General features: G+C 42.5%; 15 protein-coding genes. 3 read left to right on the top strand and 12 right to left on the bottom strand.

The features are described from left to right. Positions 1 to 4: 4 nt before the first annotated feature. From nuoH to ACU696_RS10150, 8 genes are all read right to left on the bottom strand, one after another. Positions 5 to 982 (bottom strand): NADH-quinone oxidoreductase subunit NuoH, encoded by a 978-nt coding sequence (gene nuoH / locus ACU696_RS10185; protein ID WP_004912244.1) that lies wholly within the window; start codon positions 980 to 982, stop codon positions 5 to 7. Further along, the gene (nuoG, locus tag ACU696_RS10180; protein WP_164528668.1) at positions 982 to 3,714 is read right to left on the bottom strand and encodes an NADH-quinone oxidoreductase subunit NuoG; all 2,733 of its coding nucleotides are present in this window, start codon (positions 3,712 to 3,714) and stop codon (positions 982 to 984) included. Before nuoG ends, nuoH begins: the two co-directional genes overlap by 1 nt. A gap of 89 nt (positions 3,715 to 3,803) precedes the next feature. Beyond that, positions 3,804 to 5,162, bottom strand: a complete 1,359-nt coding sequence (gene nuoF, locus ACU696_RS10175; RefSeq protein WP_004259820.1) for an NADH-quinone oxidoreductase subunit NuoF — start codon at positions 5,160 to 5,162, stop codon at positions 3,804 to 3,806. Beyond that, positions 5,159 to 5,707, bottom strand: a complete 549-nt coding sequence (nuoE, locus tag ACU696_RS10170) for an NADH-quinone oxidoreductase subunit NuoE (RefSeq protein ID WP_004912250.1) — start codon at positions 5,705 to 5,707, stop codon at positions 5,159 to 5,161. The genes nuoF and nuoE overlap by 4 nt, the downstream gene beginning before the upstream one ends. Positions 5,708 to 5,709: 2 nt before the next feature. Then, the gene (gene nuoC, locus ACU696_RS10165; protein WP_375372756.1) at positions 5,710 to 7,512 is read right to left on the bottom strand and encodes an NADH-quinone oxidoreductase subunit C/D; all 1,803 of its coding nucleotides are present in this window, start codon (positions 7,510 to 7,512) and stop codon (positions 5,710 to 5,712) included. Between the two features lie 74 nt (positions 7,513 to 7,586). Next, positions 7,587 to 8,261 carry a NuoB/complex I 20 kDa subunit family protein gene (locus ACU696_RS10160; RefSeq protein WP_004912254.1) on the bottom strand — a complete coding sequence of 225 codons (675 nt, stop codon included), beginning with the start codon at positions 8,259 to 8,261 and terminating at the stop codon, positions 7,587 to 7,589. 18 nt (positions 8,262 to 8,279) lie between these two features. Further along, positions 8,280 to 8,723 carry an NADH-quinone oxidoreductase subunit A gene (locus ACU696_RS10155; protein WP_004259806.1) on the bottom strand — a complete coding sequence of 148 codons (444 nt, stop codon included), beginning with the start codon at positions 8,721 to 8,723 and terminating at the stop codon, positions 8,280 to 8,282. 1,113 nt (positions 8,724 to 9,836) lie between these two features. Next, entirely contained in the window at positions 9,837 to 10,760 is a 924-nt protein-coding gene (locus ACU696_RS10150) for a LysR family transcriptional regulator (protein ID WP_004912258.1), read from the bottom strand. A gap of 800 nt (positions 10,761 to 11,560) precedes the next feature. Here ACU696_RS10150 and ACU696_RS10145 point away from each other — a divergent pair. Both ACU696_RS10145 and yfbR read left to right on the top strand, forming a co-directional pair. Beyond that, entirely contained in the window at positions 11,561 to 12,775 is a 1,215-nt protein-coding gene (locus ACU696_RS10145) for a pyridoxal phosphate-dependent aminotransferase (RefSeq protein ID WP_004259802.1), read from the top strand. A 408-nt stretch (positions 12,776 to 13,183) separates the two neighbouring features. Next, positions 13,184 to 13,765, top strand: coding sequence for a 5'-deoxynucleotidase (yfbR, locus tag ACU696_RS10140; protein WP_109911551.1), 582 nt, complete (start codon positions 13,184 to 13,186; stop codon positions 13,763 to 13,765). A 635-nt stretch (positions 13,766 to 14,400) separates the two neighbouring features. Here yfbR and ACU696_RS10135 read toward each other — a convergent pair. From ACU696_RS10135 to yfbV, 4 genes are all read right to left on the bottom strand, one after another. Further along, positions 14,401 to 16,230 (bottom strand): SLC13 family permease, encoded by a 1,830-nt coding sequence (locus ACU696_RS10135; RefSeq protein WP_117162387.1) that lies wholly within the window; start codon positions 16,228 to 16,230, stop codon positions 14,401 to 14,403. Positions 16,231 to 16,318: 88 nt separating this feature from the next. Further along, positions 16,319 to 16,993 carry a sugar phosphatase gene (locus tag ACU696_RS10130; protein WP_209102143.1) on the bottom strand — a complete coding sequence of 225 codons (675 nt, stop codon included), beginning with the start codon at positions 16,991 to 16,993 and terminating at the stop codon, positions 16,319 to 16,321. Positions 16,994 to 17,458: 465 nt separating this feature from the next. Further along, the gene (locus tag ACU696_RS10125) at positions 17,459 to 17,953 is read right to left on the bottom strand and encodes a YfbU family protein (RefSeq protein WP_004912269.1); all 495 of its coding nucleotides are present in this window, start codon (positions 17,951 to 17,953) and stop codon (positions 17,459 to 17,461) included. Between the two features lie 139 nt (positions 17,954 to 18,092). Continuing rightward, entirely contained in the window at positions 18,093 to 18,548 is a 456-nt protein-coding gene (yfbV, locus tag ACU696_RS10120; protein ID WP_004912272.1) for a terminus macrodomain insulation protein YfbV, read from the bottom strand. A 595-nt stretch (positions 18,549 to 19,143) separates the two neighbouring features. On the opposite strand from yfbV, the gene ackA reads away from it, so the two are divergent. Further along, complete coding sequence (gene ackA / locus ACU696_RS10115; protein ID WP_004912276.1) at positions 19,144 to 20,346, top strand: acetate kinase; 1,203 nt, start codon at positions 19,144 to 19,146, stop codon at positions 20,344 to 20,346. Positions 20,347 to 20,386: the final 40 nt, after the last annotated feature.

The following is a 20,386-nucleotide window of genomic DNA, read 5'->3' as shown; positions in this document are numbered from 1 at the left end:
CCCCTTACTGAGCGTTGTATAAAATCACTGCTGCAGTACCCAGCAGATTAAGCAGTGTCAACGGCAGACAAATTTTCCAACCGAAAGACATCACTTGGTCATAACGTGGACGCGGTAAAGAGGCACGGATCAAGATAAACATCATCATGAAGAAGCCAGTTTTGATAGCAAACCACAAGAATGACGGCAGGAATGGACCATGCCAGCCACCAAAGAACAGCGTCACAATCAGTGCAGAAACCGTTACGATACCGATATACTCACCGACGAAGAACAAACCAAACTTCATACCTGAGTATTCAACGTGGTAACCATCCGCAATCTCTTGTTCTGCTTCCGGTTGGTCAAACGGATGACGGTGACATACCGCAACGCCCGCTATCGCAAAAGTCACAAAACCAAAGAACTGCGGAATAATATTCCACATGCCTTCTTGGGAGTTCACAATATCAATCAGGTTGAATGAACCTGCTTGTGCAACCACACCCATTAAAGAAAGGCCTAAGAACACTTCGTAACTCACGGTTTGTGCTGACGCACGCATCGCACCTAATAATGAGTATTTGTTGTTACTTGACCAACCTGCGAATAACACCGCATAGACAGCGAGACCCGCCATCATCAGGAAGAATAAAATCCCGATATTGAGGTCTGCAACATGCCAAGTCGGGCTAACAGGGACGATGGCAAATGCTAAGAACAGTGAACAAAACGCAATCACTGGTGCAAGCGTAAAGATTTTCTTGTCAGCAAACTGCGGGATCCAGTCTTCTTTAAACAGCATTTTGAACATATCTGCGATTAACTGGCCCATCCCAAACGGACCCACGCGGTTAGGGCCATAACGGTTCTGGAACAGACCGAGAATACGGCGCTCTCCCAGACTCATGTATGCCCCACAAGTCACAACAACCAATAATATGACGACAGATTTAAGGATGGAAATTAACACTTCCATCACTTCAGGAGAAATCCAATCCATCATGCTCCCCTCCGCAGATTATTGACTGACACGCCAGCCATTGAAGGTGCGATACCTGGCATTCCTAACGGTAAGCCAATTTGACCTGTAGACAGGTGATTACTTAGGCGGACAGTCAAGTTAAACACTTGACCTGCATGGCTAAACTCCGCTTTAGTTCCTGCTGACAGGCCGAGTGACGCAGCATCTTGCGTGTTCAGCATGATATAAGGCTCAGGCATACGCTCTTGAATTACTTCTGAACGCTGTGACATTTCATCACTGCCGAACAGGTGGTAATAAGGTGCGACAACCCACTGAGCTTCATTGGCTTGATAAGCCGCTGGAATTTCAGTGAAGTAAGCCAATTTGCTCTGTGTTGAATTGAACAAACGGATACCCGGGTCACCAAATAACAGGTGCCCCCCCACTTCGGCTTGGAATTTGTTCCAGGCTTGTGGTGAGTTCCAACCCGGCGCCCATGCAAATGGAATTTGCTGGCGTGGCGCGGTTGGGCTGTTGTTCCCTTCCATTGAGAAAGCAAATGGAGAGTCAATATCTTGCGGTTGACGAGGTTCATGAACAGATTGATTTGCTAGCATCGCTGTACGACCACTGTAACGATGTGGTTCACGCGCCAGTTTTTGACCACGAATACGGAAAGACGCTTTTGGTGCAGCATCTACCATACCCGAGAATTGTGGCATTGCGGCAACACAATCTGCGATAACGTGATCAAGTTGCGACCAATCCGCATCACGCTCTTGCGCTTCAGTTTGCAGTGAATGCATCCAGCGCCAGCTTTCGTTCATCACGATAGCTTTGTCGTAATAAGTTGGGTCAAAGACTTGGAAGAAACGCTGCGCACGACCTTCTTGGTTAATCAACGTACCGTCTGCTTCAGCAAAGCTTGCTGCTGGCAGAACCAATGTTGCTTTATCCATGATGTCGGTTTGCTGATGATCTGCAACAATCAAGTGGCTCAATTTCGCTAATGCGCTATTGACGGCATCCACGCTGCTGTGACGGTACAGGTCATTTTCGATAACGATAGCCACATCCGCTTCGTTCGCTTCAATGCGAGCTAAAGCGCTGTCTAATGGCTGTGCGTTCATCATTGCCAGACCGAAGCTATTGGCATGAGATGCTAAGTAAGATAACCCAACATTCGCGCCTTTGGCTTTTAACGCAAATGCCACGTTAGCGGCCGCTTGGATCATTGCCTCGCTGGCACTATGGCTACCACTAATAATTAATGGTTTTTTCGCACCAGCTAATGCCTGAGCAATGGTTTCAACTTTGGCTTTTAAGTCTGCGGGTAAATCATTCACCGCAGGGGCTTCGCCGTTAATCATATTGGCGATAGCAAAACCGAAACGTGCTTGGTCAGCTACTGGTGCACGATAATTAAAGGCAGCCACATCGTCTAAACGCGTATCATCAACGTTGGTAATAAACAGCGGATATTTTGCATGTTGACCAATATTCATGATTGCGGCGATTTGCCAGTCAGCGACTTTTTGCGCTGCGGCCATTTCACGTGCTTTACCTTTCACCGCTTGGCGAACAGATAACGCCATACGTGCACCTGTCTGAGTTAAATCTTCACCCAGTACCAGTACCGCATCATAGCCTTCTACTTCACGCAATGTTGGCGTATAGATACCGCCGTTTTGCAGGATGTTTTGCATCAGCGCTAAGCGGCGTTGCTCTCCCGCAGAAATACCTGAATAGAAGTTATCTGCTCCGACTAATGCGCGCAATGCATAGTTGCTTTCAACGCTCGCGCGTGGAGAGCCGATACCAATCACTTTTTTCGCTTGATTGATAATTTGCGCACCACTTTGCATTGCTTCGATAGCCGAAATGACTTGTTTGACGCCATTTTTATTGAGTACCGCTTGACGAGGACGATCTTTACGGTTGACATATCCGTAACCAAAACGACCACGGTCGCACAGGAAATAGTGGTTTACCGAACCGTTATAACGGTTTTCGATACGACGGATTTCACCATAACGCTCACCCGGACTCGTGTTACAACCGATACTGCACTGTTGGCAGATACCGGGTGCAAACTGCATATCCCACTTACGGTTATAGCGCTCTGAATGTGTTTTATCAGTGAATACCCCAGTAGGACAAACTTCAACTAAGTTACCGGAGAACTCACTTTCCAGTGTACCGTCTTCAGTACGACCGAAATACACATAGTTATGTGCACCATACACACCCAAGTCTGTGCCATCTGCGTAATCTTTGTAGTAACGAACACAACGATAACACGCGATACAACGGTTCATTTCATGACTAATAAATGGACCGAGATCTTGGTTAATGTGAGTACGTTTCGTAAAACGATATTTACGCATGTTATGACCGGTCATCACCGTCATATCTTGTAGGTGACAGTTTCCCCCTTCCTCACAGACTGGACAGTCATGAGGATGGTTGGTCATCAGCCATTCCACAACACTTTCACGGAATTGTTTGGCTTCTTCATCATCAATAGAGATGTAAGTCCCTTCCGTTGCGGGTGTCATACAAGACATTACTAGGCGACCGCGTGTGTCATCTGCGTTCTGATACTGCTTAACCGCACACTGGCGGCAAGCGCCAACGCTTCCCAGCGCCGGATGCCAGCAAAAATAAGGAATATCTAGCCCTAGAGAAAGACAGGCTTGTAACAGGTTTTCAGACCCGTTTACGTCATATTCTTTGCCGTCTACATATATTGTAGCCATAGTCAGCATGCTTCCCAAAGGCCCGCATAAAGCAGGCGTTAATCAAAAATACGTTCTTCGTGAAAAATCTATTTAGCGGTTGCTCAATCGCTAAACAATTACCAGCGCTGCTTCAGCAGGTTGGGTTGGATACCCGCAATCTGCACAATGTTACGCAGATCTTTTTGCGAGATACCCGCTTCGAATTCATCACGGAAATATTTGATGGCACTTTGTAGCGGTTCGACCGCACCCGGTGCGTGAGCGCAGAAAGTTTTACCCGGCCCTAAGAAACGGCACAGCTGCTCTAGGGTTTCAATATCCCCCGGTTGCCCTTCGCCTTTTTCCAGCGCTTGTAAAATTTTCACACTCCATGGCAGACCATCGCGGCACGGCGTACACCAACCACAGGATTCACGGGCAAAGAAGGTTTCTAAGTTACGCACTAAAGAAACCATGTTGATTTCATGATCAACCGCCATCGCTAATGCAGTACCAAGACGGCTACCTGCTTTAGCAATATTTTCGAAATCCATCGGTAAGTCGAGGTGGTCGTTGGTCAGGAAATCTGTCCCTGCCCCACCTGGCTGCCATGCTTTTAATTTCAGTCCATCACGCATACCACCTGCGTAATCTTCCAACACTTCACGTGCCGTGGTACCAAATGGCAATTCCCATAAACCCGGATTTTTCACGCGGCCAGAGAAGCCCATCAATTTCGTGCCCGCGTCTTTACTCTTACCTGCGCTTAAATCGATATACCATTGGTCGCCGTGCTCTAAAATTGCTGGCACGTTACAAATAGTTTCGACGTTATTGACACAAGTTGGTTTACCCCAAGCACCTGATGTTGCAGGGAATGGTGGCTTAGAACGTGGGTTAGCGCGACGGCCTTCTAAGGAGTTAATCAGTGCAGTTTCTTCACCGCAGATATAACGCCCAGCGCCGGTGTGAACAAATAGTTCGAAATCAAAACCTGAACCGAGGATATTTTTGCCTAACAGGCCCGCCGCTTTGGCTTCTTCGATGGCACGGCGCAGATTTTGCGCAGCTTCAACATACTCGCCCCGTAAGAAGATATAACCACGATAAGCTTTAAGTGCATAAGCGCCTGTGATCATCCCTTCAACTAACAAGTGAGGGAGTTGCTCCATCAATAAACGGTCTTTATAGGTGCCCGGTTCCATTTCATCCGCATTACATAAGAAGTAACGCAGTTTCATGTTTTCGTCTTTTGGCATCAGGCTCCATTTCAGACCCGTTGAGAAACCCGCACCGCCGCGCCCTTTCAGGCCAGCGTCTTTTACAAGATTCACAACTTCATCGGGAGCCATGCCTTTGAGCGCACGCTCAAGACCTTTGTATCCGTTCTTACTGCGATACTCATCTAACCAAACAGGCTGATTGTCATCACGCAAACGCCATGTTAGAGGATGAGTTTCAGCAGTACGGATCACTGGATTAACAGAATTTGTCATGGATACTGCTCCAGTAATTTTTGAATATTTTCAGGCTGCACGTAGCTGTGAGTGTCCTCATCGATCATCATCGTAGGACCTTTGTCACAGTTACCCAAGCAACAGGTTGGCAGCAACGTAAAGCGACCATCGGCTGTTGTTTGGCCCGGGCGAATATTCAGCTGTTTAATGATTTCAGCTTCTAAGCCCTGATAACCTGTAATATGGCAAACAACACTGTCGCAATAGCGAATAATGTGGCGACCCACTGGCTGGCGGAAGATTTGGCTATAGAATGTCGCCACACCTTCAACATCACTGGCTGGGATGCCTAAGACGTCAGCGATAGCATGGATCGCACCATCTTCAACCCAACCGCGGTTTTTTTGCACAATTTTCAGTGCTTCAATTGAGGCAGCACGTGCATCTTCGTAATGGTGTTTCTCACCTTCAATCTCTTCACGCTCTTTCTCTGTTAAGACAAAGCCATGATTGACTTGCGGTTCAAACACATTCACGACATTGAGCTCATTGTGCTTCTCATTTTCGTTATGTTCATTATGCATGGTTAGCGATCCACATCCGACATTACAAAATCGATACTACCCAGATAGACGATTAAGTCTGAAACTAAACTACCTCTGATCACCGCAGGAATTTGCTGTAAGTGCTCATAGCTCGGGGTACGAATACGCGTACGGTAGCTCATGGTGCTACCATCACTGGTTAAGTAGTAGCTGTTGATACCCTTCGTAGCTTCAACCATCTGGAATGACTCATTTGCTGGCATCACCGGCCCCCAAGACACTTGCAAGAAGTGGTTGATCAAGGTTTCGATGTGCTGCAACGTGCGTTCTTTTGGTGGCGGAGTTGTCAGTGGATGGTCAGCTTTGAATGGGCCTTCTGGCATATTCTTATAGCATTGCTCAAGAATACGGATACTCTGACGCATCTCTTCCACTTTGATCATCACGCGGTCATAACAGTCACCGTTATGAGCGATAGGAATATCAAACTCGAAGTTTTCATAGCCTGAATATGGACGCCATTTACGTACGTCAAAATCAACGCCTGTTGCACGTAATCCAGCTCCTGTCACACCCCATGCCAACGCCTCTTCTTTTGAGTACATTGCAGTACCGATAGAGCGACCTTTTAAGATGGAGTTTTTCAGTGCAGAAGTCACATAAGACTCTAAACGTTTTGGCAACCAGTCTAATAATTCGCGAAGCAGTTTTTCCCAACCACGCGGTAAGTCGTGCGCAACACCACCGATACGGAACCATGCGGGGTGCATACGGAAACCGGTAATTGCTTCAATGACGTTGTAGACTTTTTGACGGTCGGTAAACGCAAAGAAGACAGGGGTCATCGCACCAACGTCTTGGATATAGGTACTGATATACAGTAAGTGGCTGTTGATACGGAATAACTCAGACAACATGACACGAATGGTTTTCACGCGATCCGGCACTTCAATGCCAGCCAGTTTTTCAACGGCCAACACATATGGCATTTCATTCACACAACCGCCGAGGTACTCGATACGGTCAGTGTAAGGAATGTAGCTATGCCACGACTGGCGTTCACCCATTTTTTCAGCGCCACGGTGGTGGTAGCCGATATCGGGCACACAGTCGATAATTTCTTCACCATCCAATTGCAGCACGATACGGAACGCACCGTGTGAGGATGGGTGGTTTGGCCCCAAGTTCAGGAACATGAAATCTTCGTTTTCATTTCCACGTGCCATGCCCCACTCTTCTGGTTTGAAAGTCAAAGCTTCCATTTCCAGATCTTGTTTCTGCTTAGTCAGCACAAAAGGGTCAAACTCAGTCGCACGCGCAGGATAATCCTTACGCAGCGGATGACCTTCCCAGCTTGGAGACATTAAAAGGCGGCGTAAATTTGGGTGACCTTGGAAGGTGATACCGAACATATCCCACACTTCACGTTCATGCCAATTCGCATTCGGGAACAGTGAAACGATCGAAGGCACGTTTAAGTCTTTCTCATTAAGAGCGACTTTTAACATGATATCGCGGTTACGATCGATAGAGATGAAGTGGTAGAAAACACTAAAGTCTGCTTCTGGCAGACCTTGACGGTGAATTCGTTGACGCTCATCTACCCCATGTAAGTCAAATAACATGACATACGGTTTTGGTAATTTCTTTAGGAAATCGACCACTTCCAGTAACTGTTCACGACGCACCCAAACCACTGGCATGCCAGTACGAGTTGCTTGAACAGAAAAGGCATCCGGCCCAAATTGATTGCGCAGTTCCAGAAGCACAGGGTCGTTTAAATGATCCTGTGTCTGCCATCCTGGCTGGGTACTACTCGCTTGCGCTATCTGATCTGTCATCATTCTTCACCATAACGCTTGATCAGGTTTATTATTTCGCAACAACATTGCTCTGTTACGCTGTATGGCTTTAAGCCTTAAATTTCGTCTGGTGTACGCAGGTTAGTCACTGCAATACGTTCACCGTGCTTTCTTTCTCTTTCTGATTGCATATTGGCACGGTAAACCCCTTGGTCTCCAACAACCCAAGACAGCGGTCGACGCTCTTTACCGATAGATTCTTGCAACAGAAGCAGAGCCTGCATATAGGCTTCTGGACGCGGTGGGCAACCTGGAATATACACATCCACAGGAATAAATTTATCGACGCCTTGTACAACAGAATAAATGTCATACATGCCACCAGAGTTGGCACATGAACCCATGGAGATTACCCATTTTGGTTCAAGCATTTGGTCATACAGACGTTGAATAACAGGCGCCATTTTAGTGAAACAGGTACCTGCTACTACCATGAAATCGGCTTGACGAGGTGAAGCACGCAGTACTTCTGCACCAAAGCGGGCGACGTCATGAACAGCCGTGAACGAAGTCACCATTTCTACATAGCAACATGAAAGACCAAAGTTATATGGCCAGAGAGAGTTTTTGCGCCCCCAGTTAACCACATCGTGAAGTGCATGAGAAAGTTTCCCCATGTAAACACTGTTTTCAACTTGCTGCTCCAGTGGATCAGTGACGATTTCCTGGGTTTGCAGTGGGTAACGGTCGTTCTCACCGTTCGGATCTATGCGGGTGAGCGTATAATCCATTGTATAATGCCTCGCTTTTTACTGCGGATGACGATTGCTGATTTTAATAACTTCACTAGGATGCTTAACTTTTCCGCGGGAACGGACTGGAGTCCAATCCAATGCTCCTACGCGAACGAGATAAAACAGTCCCGCCAACAATACCAAAATAAAGATCGCGGCTTCGATGAAACCTACCCAACCGGCTTCGCGGATGGCAACTGACCATGCAAATAAGAACATGGCTTCAACATCGAAGATAACGAAAAACATGGCGACTAAGTAAAACTTAGCAGACATGCGGAGACGTGCACTACCGACCGAGTCGATACCGGACTCATAAGGAACATGTTTTGTTCTGGCTTTGGCGCGGCTACCTAAAAAGTGACCTGCGACCAACATGAAAGCACAAAGACCGATAGTGCCGATAAGGAATATCGCAAACGCCCAGTTATGGGCTAACGCTAGGATTGATGTAGACATACTCGTTGCTTACTCATTACTTATGGTGTGTTAACTGCTCTTTTTTACATCACGGCAGAGTTGCACCACAATTGCCCAGTTAATCGAGAAGAAAGACCAAAATTGATCACAAACTAAAATATCCCCAAACTTAAATCAGTCTGTTGACTGCGTTTGGTTTGTCCTCTCTCATTACAATTTATTTTACTTAAATTAAGTAAAATAACCCGTATTTGTTACAAAAACTTCACACTTTGAAAACAACAGAACAACAAAAAGTAACCATAATCTGCTAAAACGTGTCAGTGTAATGATACTCAAGTAAACACGCAAACTAGTTTAACTGATTATTCGTTTTTACTACACCATTATCTCAGGAAAAACCTGTCTTAACAGATGAAAAATTGCGCTTTTTATTTGATCTAACGCACACTTTTATTGAAAAAGTACTCAATTTGTTTACATAGCATTCAATTTCACTTTAAGTCTTTGTAACTCTTTTTAACGCATAACTTCAAGTAACTAACTGACATTCAAGCGCTATTTTATCTCTTCAATAAAAAAACATTGTTAATAACATAACAAACTGTTAACTAAACAATGAAATTCAGGTTATGCCAGCTACATCACAATTATTTCATGGTCTTTCACATTTAACCATACTTATTAAGTGGTTAATTGCTTTTTTTATGAGCGGATATTGATAAAAAATCGATAAATTTGAATTTGATAACCGATTAAAAATATCACTGAGCATTATTTAAACATGTATAAAAACCAATTTCTCGATACCGATCCCCAATATTGAAAAAAGAGTTCCATACTTTGAAATAATCGTTTCAGTCATCCATATCAATTCACATTATCTGTTATCTAACCGCTCAATTAGTCTGTACGTTAGCCATTTAATTGAGATAACCACCTCAACCGCTGCTCACGTCTTATTTAGACTGCGATTAACATGTTGATTTTATTTGTACATAGCCAATAACGCATTGATCACAAACAAGTGATCCCGTAATAGATTGGCAAAAATGACATAAAAAAACGGTAATCCCAAACGTATTGGGATTACCGTCATTACAATAAATTAATTAAGTATTGGCGTTAAGATAACCAGATGAATCGATTAACTTAATTACCTTCCTCGCTGCTATCCATCAACTCACTTGCTGAGGCTGCAACATAAGGGATTTTTTTGTTTTCAATCGCACTGAATACTGTCAGAACAAAATCTTTTTGCTCGTCTGCATTCTTATACAACCAATACTGAATATCTGGTAAGCGTGGTAGCCCATCTGATTCATTCAAAATACGTAAATCTGCATTTTGCATTTCCATTGGTCTAGCGGTTACCCCAACCTCTGCATTGACTGCCGCACGAACAGCAGGTAAAGAAGCTGCTTCATACGCAACATGCCATGACAAACCTGCATCATCAAGAGCACTAGTACAAAGTTTACGATATGGATTGGTTTCATCCATAACAACTAATGGAACTGGCTCATTGGGACGCAATTGAAAATCAGGTGCACTGTGCCACAAAACAGGCACTGTTCTTAACGCTGTTTTAGGGTGGTGACTAATTCTTGCTGTTGTTAAAGCAAGGTCTATCTCATGATTATCAAGCATTGACTCAATAAATTGTGCTCGTTTAATGCGCACTTCTACGGCAATTCTTGGATAAACAGACGCGATACGATTAAGTAAGAAAGGTAATAAGATATCGACGGTGTCATCGGATGCGCCAATACGCAATTCACCATCAGCGTCATTATAAGTTAATGACGCTGTAGCATCATCATTGGCGCGAAGTATTTGCCTTGCGTAGCCAAGTAATTGTAATCCGTGCGCGGTGAGCAGTTTATTTCGCCCATGGCGAGCGAAAAGCTCACGGCCGACTAATTGCTCTAAACGTTGCATTTGCTGGCTCACAGCAGATTGTGTTCGACAAACGGCTGCAGCTGCGGCTGCAAATGTGTTAAGATCTGCGACAGCGACGAAAGTACGTAGCAAATCAAGATCTAGGTTCATGATGGGACGATTGGAATTTATCATCGTTCATTCTCTTATATAATTTTATGTTACCTGGTGTTTCTGCTCTCCTCCATGAGAATCAGCGAGTTTATAGCGACTACTAAGACTACTAAGTGAGTGCATTTCTAATCCATAGATCTGCAATGACTTCTCATTATTTTACTTTTTTGCATCCAGCTCATTAATCGCTAACGATAGAGCAGGGTACAAATAGCATACTTCCAAAAATCAAATAATTTTAATAAAAGTGGGATGATTTCCTAAAAAACACGCTAAAACGCGCTTGATAGGTTACGCTTAAATAGTAACATATTTAATGTAATCACAATTATTTTAATGTAAGCACATTATAAAATTCGTTTCACTATTTTTATATAGTCAAAAATATCAAATGGTTATAATTTTAATCAGCACTTTTGGTTAAAGAAAGCAGCTTGAAACAATCAATATTACTAACAAAATCGCCCTGATTATTATAAAAAAAGGCTATTACAGCAAAAAAAATCATGTCTGATTTAATGATTCAATGCTTAATATTACATTTTGATACAATTTTCTTTTTTTCCGCTATTTTTATGCTTTTTTACTTTTTATACTCCAAAACATCAAAGAATGTCGATATTATAATTCAACCAGTTCAATATTATAAGAATATACAGCTAGCCTAAAATAAATAATAAGATACCAAACATTACATTTAAGCGTAAACCAACCTTTTACACCAAAAATAACCTTGCATCTTCAAAAGCTTCTGAGGGAGGAGTACAGTAAAGGAATAACGTCGGCCCGACCAATGCAACCCTTAGGGTAATGAGAGAACTATGAATAATCTAACTAAATCCAGTAAGCTCGATAATGTTTGCTATGACATTCGTGGGCCCGTATTAAAAGAAGCGAAGCGCCTAGAAGAAGAAGGCAACAAAGTCCTCAAACTCAATATTGGTAATCCGGCCCCGTTTGGTTTTGAAGCTCCAGATGAAATCCTTGTGGATGTCTTGCGTAATCTGCCAAGTTCTCAAGGTTATTGCGACTCAAAAGGCTTGTATTCTGCCCGTAAAGCGATTGTGCAGCATTACCAAGCTCGTGGCATTCATGAAATGACAGTAGAAGATGTCTACATTGGTAATGGTGTTTCCGAATTAATCGTACAAGCCATGCAAGCACTGCTTAATAATGGTGATGAAATGTTAGTACCAGCGCCTGATTATCCATTATGGACTGCTGCAGTTTCCCTTTCGGGAGGAAAAGCAGTTCATTATATGTGTGATGAACAGCAAGGTTGGATGCCTGATATTGAAGATATTCGCAAAAAAATCACACCAAGAACACGTGGTATTGTGGTCATTAACCCCAATAACCCAACGGGTGCGGTCTACAGCAAAGACCTATTAATGGAAATTGTCGAATTGGCTCGCCAGCACAATCTTATTATTTATGCTGATGAGATTTACGATAAAATTCTTTATGATGATGCAGTGCACCACTCTATTGCCGCCCTCGCCCCTGATTTATTAACCATTACATTTAATGGATTATCTAAAACGTATCGCGTCGCTGGCTTCCGCCAAGGTTGGATGGTATTAAACGGCCCGAAAAAACATGCGAAAAGCTATATTGAAGGTTTAGAAATGCTAGCCTCTATGCGCCTATGCGCAAACGTGCCGATGCAGCATGCCATTCAAACTGCACTGGGTGGCTACCAAAGTATTAGTGAATTCATTCAACCAGGCGGCCGTTTATATGAGCAACGTAATCGTGCATGGGAATTGATCAACCAAATACCCGGCGTTTCATGTGTAAAACCACAAGGTGCCCTGTATATGTTCCCGAAAATAGATATTAAACGATTTAATATCTATGATGACCAAAAAATGATTTTAGACCTGTTACTACAAGAAAAAGTGTTGTTAGTTCAAGGTACCGCATTTAACTGGCCTGAACCTGACCATTTCCGCATCGTTACGCTACCTTATGCGGATGACCTTGAAATGGCGATTAATAAATTCGGCCGCTTCCTTGAAGGCTATCGCCAATAAAAATTTATTCAAAATAATAAAAAGCCTCCTAATTCCGGAGGCTTTTTTTATTCTAAATTTAGCCATCATTAATAGACTGTATTATTTTGATAATCAAAGAATAGAAATAAAATAAATTGCCACAAGGAAAAAGCCCAATAATATAAATGGAAAATATTTCATATTGCCTCTTTATTTCCGGATTGAACATCCATTATATTTTTTTGATTACATAATTCAACACAATTAAAATAGCAGTCAAGTTATAATCTAAAATTGATTATATTATTATGATTATCTTAATATGCAAAATAGATATTAGAACATAATTACTAGAGAGTAACTTATTAAAAAACAATAAAATTATATCGCTGCTACATTATTTCCGTTATAATTTTTTTCGTTTGCAGACACTAAAGAAGAGGACTTATGAGCTACTTTTTCGCCCATCTTGCTAGAATGAAGTTAATCCACCGCTGGCCGTTAATGCGTAATGTCCGAACAGAGAATGTCTCTGAACATAGTCTCCAAGTAGCTATGGTTGCCCATGCGCTCGCTATCATTAAAAACCGTAAGTTCGCAGGGAACGTCAACGCAGAAAAAATTGCTTTGTATGCGATGTACCATGATGCTAGTGAAGTGATTACAGGGGATTTACCAACCCCAATTAAGTATCACAACCAGCAAATTGCTCATGAATACAAAAAAATAGAAAAATTTGCTCAGCAAAAACTACTCGATATGCTCCCAGAAGAACTACAAGCGGATTTTAAAGCGCTACTAATTGAAGATATACAATCAGAAGAAGAGCATTTTATTGTTAAACAAGCCGATACACTGTGTGCCTACTTAAAATGTTTAGAAGAACTGTCCGCGGGCAATAGTGAATTTAAATTAGCCAAAAGACGGTTAGAAAAAATGCTTGCGGAAAGAAATAGTCCAGAAATGGAGTATTTTATGAAAACGTTTGTGCCAAGTTTTACCCTATCATTAGATGAAATTAGTAATTAATTTAAAATAAGGAATGAGCGTATCGTTCCTTATTTTAACACTCGATAACTTTATATTTTGATGTAATTATTCAGTTTTTTATGCCGAACTGATACCCGTCGAACAATCTGAAGATGAAGAAAAATGTGCGTATAGTTTTCTAGACTCACCATTAATTCCTAATATAACTCCACCACCATCCCCAGATGTTATATTACAACTAACATCATGTTTACATTCATAAACCTCACGTTCGTAAGTCCAAAATTTAATATGCCAAATATCAGACCCTACACCTATATAGTATTTGAACCCAAAACAATTTTCTAAAATACCTTTATTCGGTACATGTTCAATATGTTACTGATCTTTCGTATTCATCCAAAGAACAGACGCGAGATGTGTTAGAATCATATTTTTATATCTTTTCCCCAAAAATTCTCAAATGTTGCATAACCATAATAATACCTTTTTTGTATATTTTTGACTTGAACCATAAATTCACCTCTTAATAATTGAATTAATATTATGTATTTTGATTCGAAATTAATGGTAAGTTAAAATACAGGAGAGTAAATTATAATTAATATCGTTTAATTGATAAATAAAAGAGGAATGGTTAATTAAAAATATCAATTAACCATTAATGTAATTTCTTAGAATGGAAATAAAATAGGCACAACTGCAATACTAATAAACATCACAATAATAGTGAATGGCACACCCACTTTCAAAAAGTCCGAAAATTTATAACCTCCAGGCCCTAAAACTAAGGTATTAACTGGTGATGAAACGGGGGTCATAAAGGCTGCGGATGCGGCAATGCCAACAATCATCGCAAAAGGCAACGGTGAGACATCCATTTGGCGAGCCGCAGCAATGGCAATCGGAGCCATTAGCACTGCAGTTGCGGTATTGGAAATAAATAACCCAATCGTGGCACACAGAATAAACAGGCACAATAGCATCACATGTGGCCCTAACCCACCAGCAACTTTCATTAACGCATCAACGGCAAGGGCAATCCCTCCCGTTTCTTGCAGTGCTAGTGCAAAAGGCATCATCCCAACAATTAATATAATACTCGGCCAGTGAATTGACTTATAGGCACTTTCCATATCAATACAGCGAAATTTCCCCATTAACAAGCAGGCAATAAGTGCTGCAATAAAGTTAGGAATTTCATTGGTCACCATCATTGCGACCATTAATGCCAAACAAAATAAGGCATGAGGAGCCTGAGATGCAGCAGGTGCCACCGCCTCTACTTCAGCAGCCAGATTCAATACAATGAAGTTCCGTGGCTTAGTCGATAAAATGCGAATTAATTTCCAATCCCCAATGACTAATAAAATATCACCCAATCGAAGCGGTTCATCTACCAACTTGCCGTCCAACGCTTTGCCATCTCGACGAATACCAACCACATTCAAGCCATAACGAGTACGAAATTTAATGTCTCTTAAAGATTTACCCAAGAGTTCAGAATCTGGATTCATCGATACTTCAGCCATTCCCACATCACGTGATTGGTCTGAAAAATAATCTCCCCGTAAAATCATCGGTTCAAGGAGTTGTTCGCTACAAAATTGACGTAAATCGTCATCACTCACCGAAATATCGACTAATAAGACATCTCGCTCGCGTAACTCTGTTCCCCCAGTTGCACTCACCATCACTCGACGAAATTTACGCCAACGCTCAATCCCTACCACGTTGGCCTCATAACGGGAACGCAAGTGCAGTTCGTCAAGTGTATGGCCAATGAGTGGTGACCCCTTGCGGATAGCAAGACGGCGAGCTCTACCTGTCAATTTATAATCACGAATTAAGTCACGGAAAGTGCGTCGATAGCGCTCAGGGAGTTTGTCTGGTTCGTTACTGCCTAGCCAACGCCTTGTCAGCCACATGTAGGCAATACCTGCGAATAAAATTAAAATACCAATCGGGGTAATAGAGAAAAATTGGAAGCCTTTGATCCCTTCACGTACCAATTCACTGTTCACCACCATATTAGGTGGCGTGGCCACTAGTGTCATCATCCCACTGATAAGCCCCGCGAAGCCTAGTGGCATCATTAACCGACTAGGCGATGTTTTCATGCGTGATGCGACACTTAAAACGACGGGAATAAAAATAGCCACCACGCCAGTGGAGCTCATAAAAGCGCCTAACCCAGCGACGGTAAGCATTAGGAAAACCAGCATTTTGCTTTCGCTGCTTCCTGCAACGCGAACAAGCCAGTCTCCCATTTGGTAAGCGATGCCTGTGCGAACAAGCCCATCACCAATAACAAATAATGCTGCAATTAGCAGAACGTTAGGATCTGCAAAACCTGCGGTAGCTTGCTCTAATGTTAAGGTATCACTCAACACAAACGCGACAATGACAAGCAATGCGACCACATCCATGCGAATCTTATTTGTGGTAAACAGAACTATCGCAATTAATAGGAGGGTTAAGACCCACAGCAATTCTCCGTTCAAAATATCCCCTTTCGACGAAAAAAAACATTGCTAAGAATTTTATTCAGTTAAGCATGTTTTACGGAGAATTTCTTTGATTAAATCACCATTAAGTCAAATTAGACACGAAAAGTTCATAATCACCATTATTGTCAGGCCGCATAACAGAAATTTGAGCCAATGAACTTACAATTACTTGAATTTCATCACGACGTGGCATGCCTTCTGGTGCATGGACTGCGACCACTTGGCAACCTGCCGTTAATGCAGAATGGATACCTGCCTGCGCATCTTCAAAGGCAATACAGGATTTTGCAGGAAGCGAAAGTGCTTGGGCTCCAAGCAAGAACGGTTCTGGGTCCGGCTTTCCTTTCGTAACTTTTTCAAATGTCACCCAATGTTTAGGTTCTGGTAAACCCGCCGCTTGCTGGCGTCCATGGGCAATCGGTACGGTGCCAGAAGTGACAATTGCCCACGGTGCCCCAATTTCATTTAAACGTGACAGCAAGGCAATCGCGCCAGGCAGGGCAACCACGCCCTCCACATCTTCGCTTTCCATTTTTTCTAACCAGCGAAAATACCCCATAATTTCTTCATCACTCGCCTCGGGTAAAAAGTGACGCAAACTGGTTAACGCGGGTTTTCCATGAATAAAATTAATGACTTCGGCTGAGTCTACACCAATTCGTTCGCCAAACTTACACCAACAGCGCTCAACCACAGCCAAGGAATCTGCCAATGTGCCATCTAAATCAAATAGAAACCCTTTTGCCTTTAATTTCACGTCTACCCCTTTATTTGCTATTCACGTAATAATTGAATCGATTCTGGCCCACTAGTTAACGCTAAACAGACGCCAATGCGCAACCTCAATAACAAAAATAATCAAGATTTGCGTTAATAACTTAGATTTGAATGCACTTGAGAGTTAAAACAGGAAAGGAATGTTGATTTGAAATTGGGATTTTTTAAAACTTTATTTACTTTTTATACTCTATTTGCTCTAAATAATTCGCGTTGTCGCTAAGCGACTAGAGAGGATATCTCGGGGAGCATACAAAAGTATGTGACCCGAGTAGCCGAACGCAGCCAACAACGAGACAAGGTGAAGTATGACGAGCAAACTTGCTCTAAATTATTCGCGTTGTCGCTAGGCGACTAGAGAGGATATCTCGGGGAGCATACAAAAGTATGTGACCCGAGTAGCCGAACGCAGTCAACAACGCGACAGCGCGAAGAATGACGAGCATTAGGCGTTTAAGATCTGGGAAATCTCCACCGCTGATAAATGATACTGACGCGGGCACGCATGCCAAATCGCTAACATACGATTGTATTTTTCCCACATCGGTGTTTGCGAATTAAAGCCATGCGTTCCACTGTCGAAGTGGGTATAACGCCCTTCTGTGTTAACCATAAAGCGAACGTAGCTCAAATAACGTGCTTCTGTTGCAGCATCAAAACCTAAAAATTGCACGCGTCGGCCATCAATGTCTTCCTTGTTAGCCATGTTACTGTAGGAGACTTGCAGTGCATGGTACATTTCCATGATATCAATAACAGTACGGCAGGTGTCTTCACTTAAATGACCGAAGTCTCTGTCTAACTCACGCATTTGTAAACCAAAGCCACGTTCAATAATGGTTTGTAGGCGGCGATAACGTTCTGCATTATCGGGGTCAAGCATGGTCATCATTTTATATTGATTAGATAAGATCAAGCGTTGTGCGTTAGTCATTTCCATCATGGTTCTCCCACTAAAAAGTATGGCTTATCTTCGCATTCAACACCAATCATAGACAGTGAAAACATCGCTTTTATTGATCTAAACATGCTTTTTGCATTACTTATTGTTAAATCTACCTTTTAGTGGAAATCATCCCTTAGATATCTTCCATAAAAGAGCGGTCTAACTGGTTAAATGCACGTTTTAGCAAGTCAGCTAACGCCATATAATCGGGTTGGTGCTCAACCGGCGCCATAGCGATCCCCGCCTCTGTAAACTTATCACGGATCTCATAAAACCAGCTCAATAAGCTAGATGGCAGAGGCGTCGAAGCACGCTTTCCTAACCACCATAGACCTTGCATTGGCAAACTACAGGCAAAAAGTGCCGTAGCAATGGCGGGTCCCAATTGCCCACCTAACGCGATTTGCCATGCTAATGTGAAAATTGCAATCGGTGGCATAAAACGAATACCAAAGCGGACAGCTTTGTTGATGCGAATTTCGGGGAAGATTGGCGACAGTTTTTTTTCCATAGGAAAGGTCTTCAGATAGCGGTTACCTAATCTAAAGCGTTTAAAAAAACCGGGCGGTGTACTTTGTAATGTACTCATGAAACGTTTCCTATCGACTTCTTAAAAACTGAGGCAATAATTTATAGATTGCGCCATAGTAAAATGATAGCACATTTAAGATAACGAAATTATTTCATTACATTTACCTTAAGTTAAGTCACTTTACTAAATATCAGCTATTCTAATAGCAATGTAACCCTGTGCTATAACACCACTTTATACGTCACTTATGATTTTAATCAATCAAAGTCCCTATTTTTAAAAAAAACGTATAAAATATAAAATATTTTTAGTAGAATCTGCCACATTTAGAATTGCTGTTGCATTTGTTACTTTGTAGCTTTATCCATTTTCGAAACTGAAGATAGACAACAGTTATATATATTGGGGTTTTTGGTCGTTATTTCAACACTAGGTGCGAAGGTTTACTTTTATATACCTTGGCAAAAAAGATAGCGCCTGTTTTATCAAACCCCTAGAGGTCTCACGATCTTTAACTTTTTCGCCTTTAACATGATATCAATCATGATGTTTCAGGTCATAAATACGCTAGGCTCTAGCAGTATATTTTTAATCTGAGTCTTTTCATGTTGTTTAAAAGGCTTCACAACAACAATTAACGATAGGTATTTCCATGTCAAGTAAGCTGGTACTGGTTCTAAACTGCGGTAGCTCCTCACTGAAATTCGCCATCATCGACCCAACTAATGGCGATGAATTTTTATCTGGATTAGCTGAGTGCTTTAACCTCCCGGAAGCCCGTATTAAGTGGAAAATGGATGGTGCTAAGAAAGAAGCGCCTTTAGGTGCTGGTGCAGCGCATAGCGAAGCATTGGATTTCATTGTTAACACTATTCTTGCTGAAAAACCTGAGCTATCAGAGCAAATCACCTCCATTGGTCACCGTATTGTTCATGGTGGTGAGAAGTTTACCTCCTCTGTATTAATTACAGACGAAGTGATCGAAGGCATTGAAGCGGCTATTCCATTCGCGCCATTGCATAACCCTGCTCATCTCATCGGTATTGAAGAAGCAAGAAAATCCTTCCCGCATCTGGTCAACAAAAATGTCGCTGTCTTTGATACCGCATTCCATCAGACCATGCCTCAGGAAGCTTATCTGTATGCACTGCCATACGAATTATATTCAGAGCATAGTATCCGTCGCTATGGTGCGCATGGTACAAGCCATTACTATGTTTCCCGTGAAGCTGCGAAAAAGCTTAACAAACCTGTTGATGAGCTCAATGTTATCACTTGCCACTTAGGCAACGGTGGTTCTGTTACTGCCATTGTTAACGGTAAATGTGTTGATACTTCAATGGGCTTAACGCCATTAGAAGGCCTGGTAATGGGAACACGTAGCGGTGATATCGACCCTGCAATTATTTTCCATTTACATGATTCTTTAGGTATGAGCGTTGATCAAATCAACAAAATGCTAACCAAAGAATCGGGGTTATTAGGCTTAACTGGTGTAACAAGCGACTGCCGTTATGTTGAAGATAACTACGGCGCTAAAGAAGACGCAACTCGCGCAATGGATGTTTTCTGCCATCGTTTAGCGAAATACGTTGGTGCATATAGTGCACTGATGGAAGGCCGTCTTGATGCTATCATCTTCACCGGTGGTATTGGTGAAAACTCAGCACAAGTTCGTGAAATCACCTTGAAGAAACTGGCTATCCTTGGTTTCGAATATGACCACGAACGTAACTTAGCGGCACGCTTCGGTAAAGAAGGTTTAATCACTACCGATAATAGCCGTCCAGCGCTGGTTATCGCAACCAATGAAGAGTTGGTTATCGCCCAAGATACTGCGCGCTTAACCGCATAAGTAACTTCTACCGCCAGCAACTTGCTGGCGGTATCGTTTT

This window comes from Providencia sp. PROV_01 (assembly GCF_053098325.1).
This window is presented reverse-complemented; position numbering and strand designations above follow the sequence as displayed.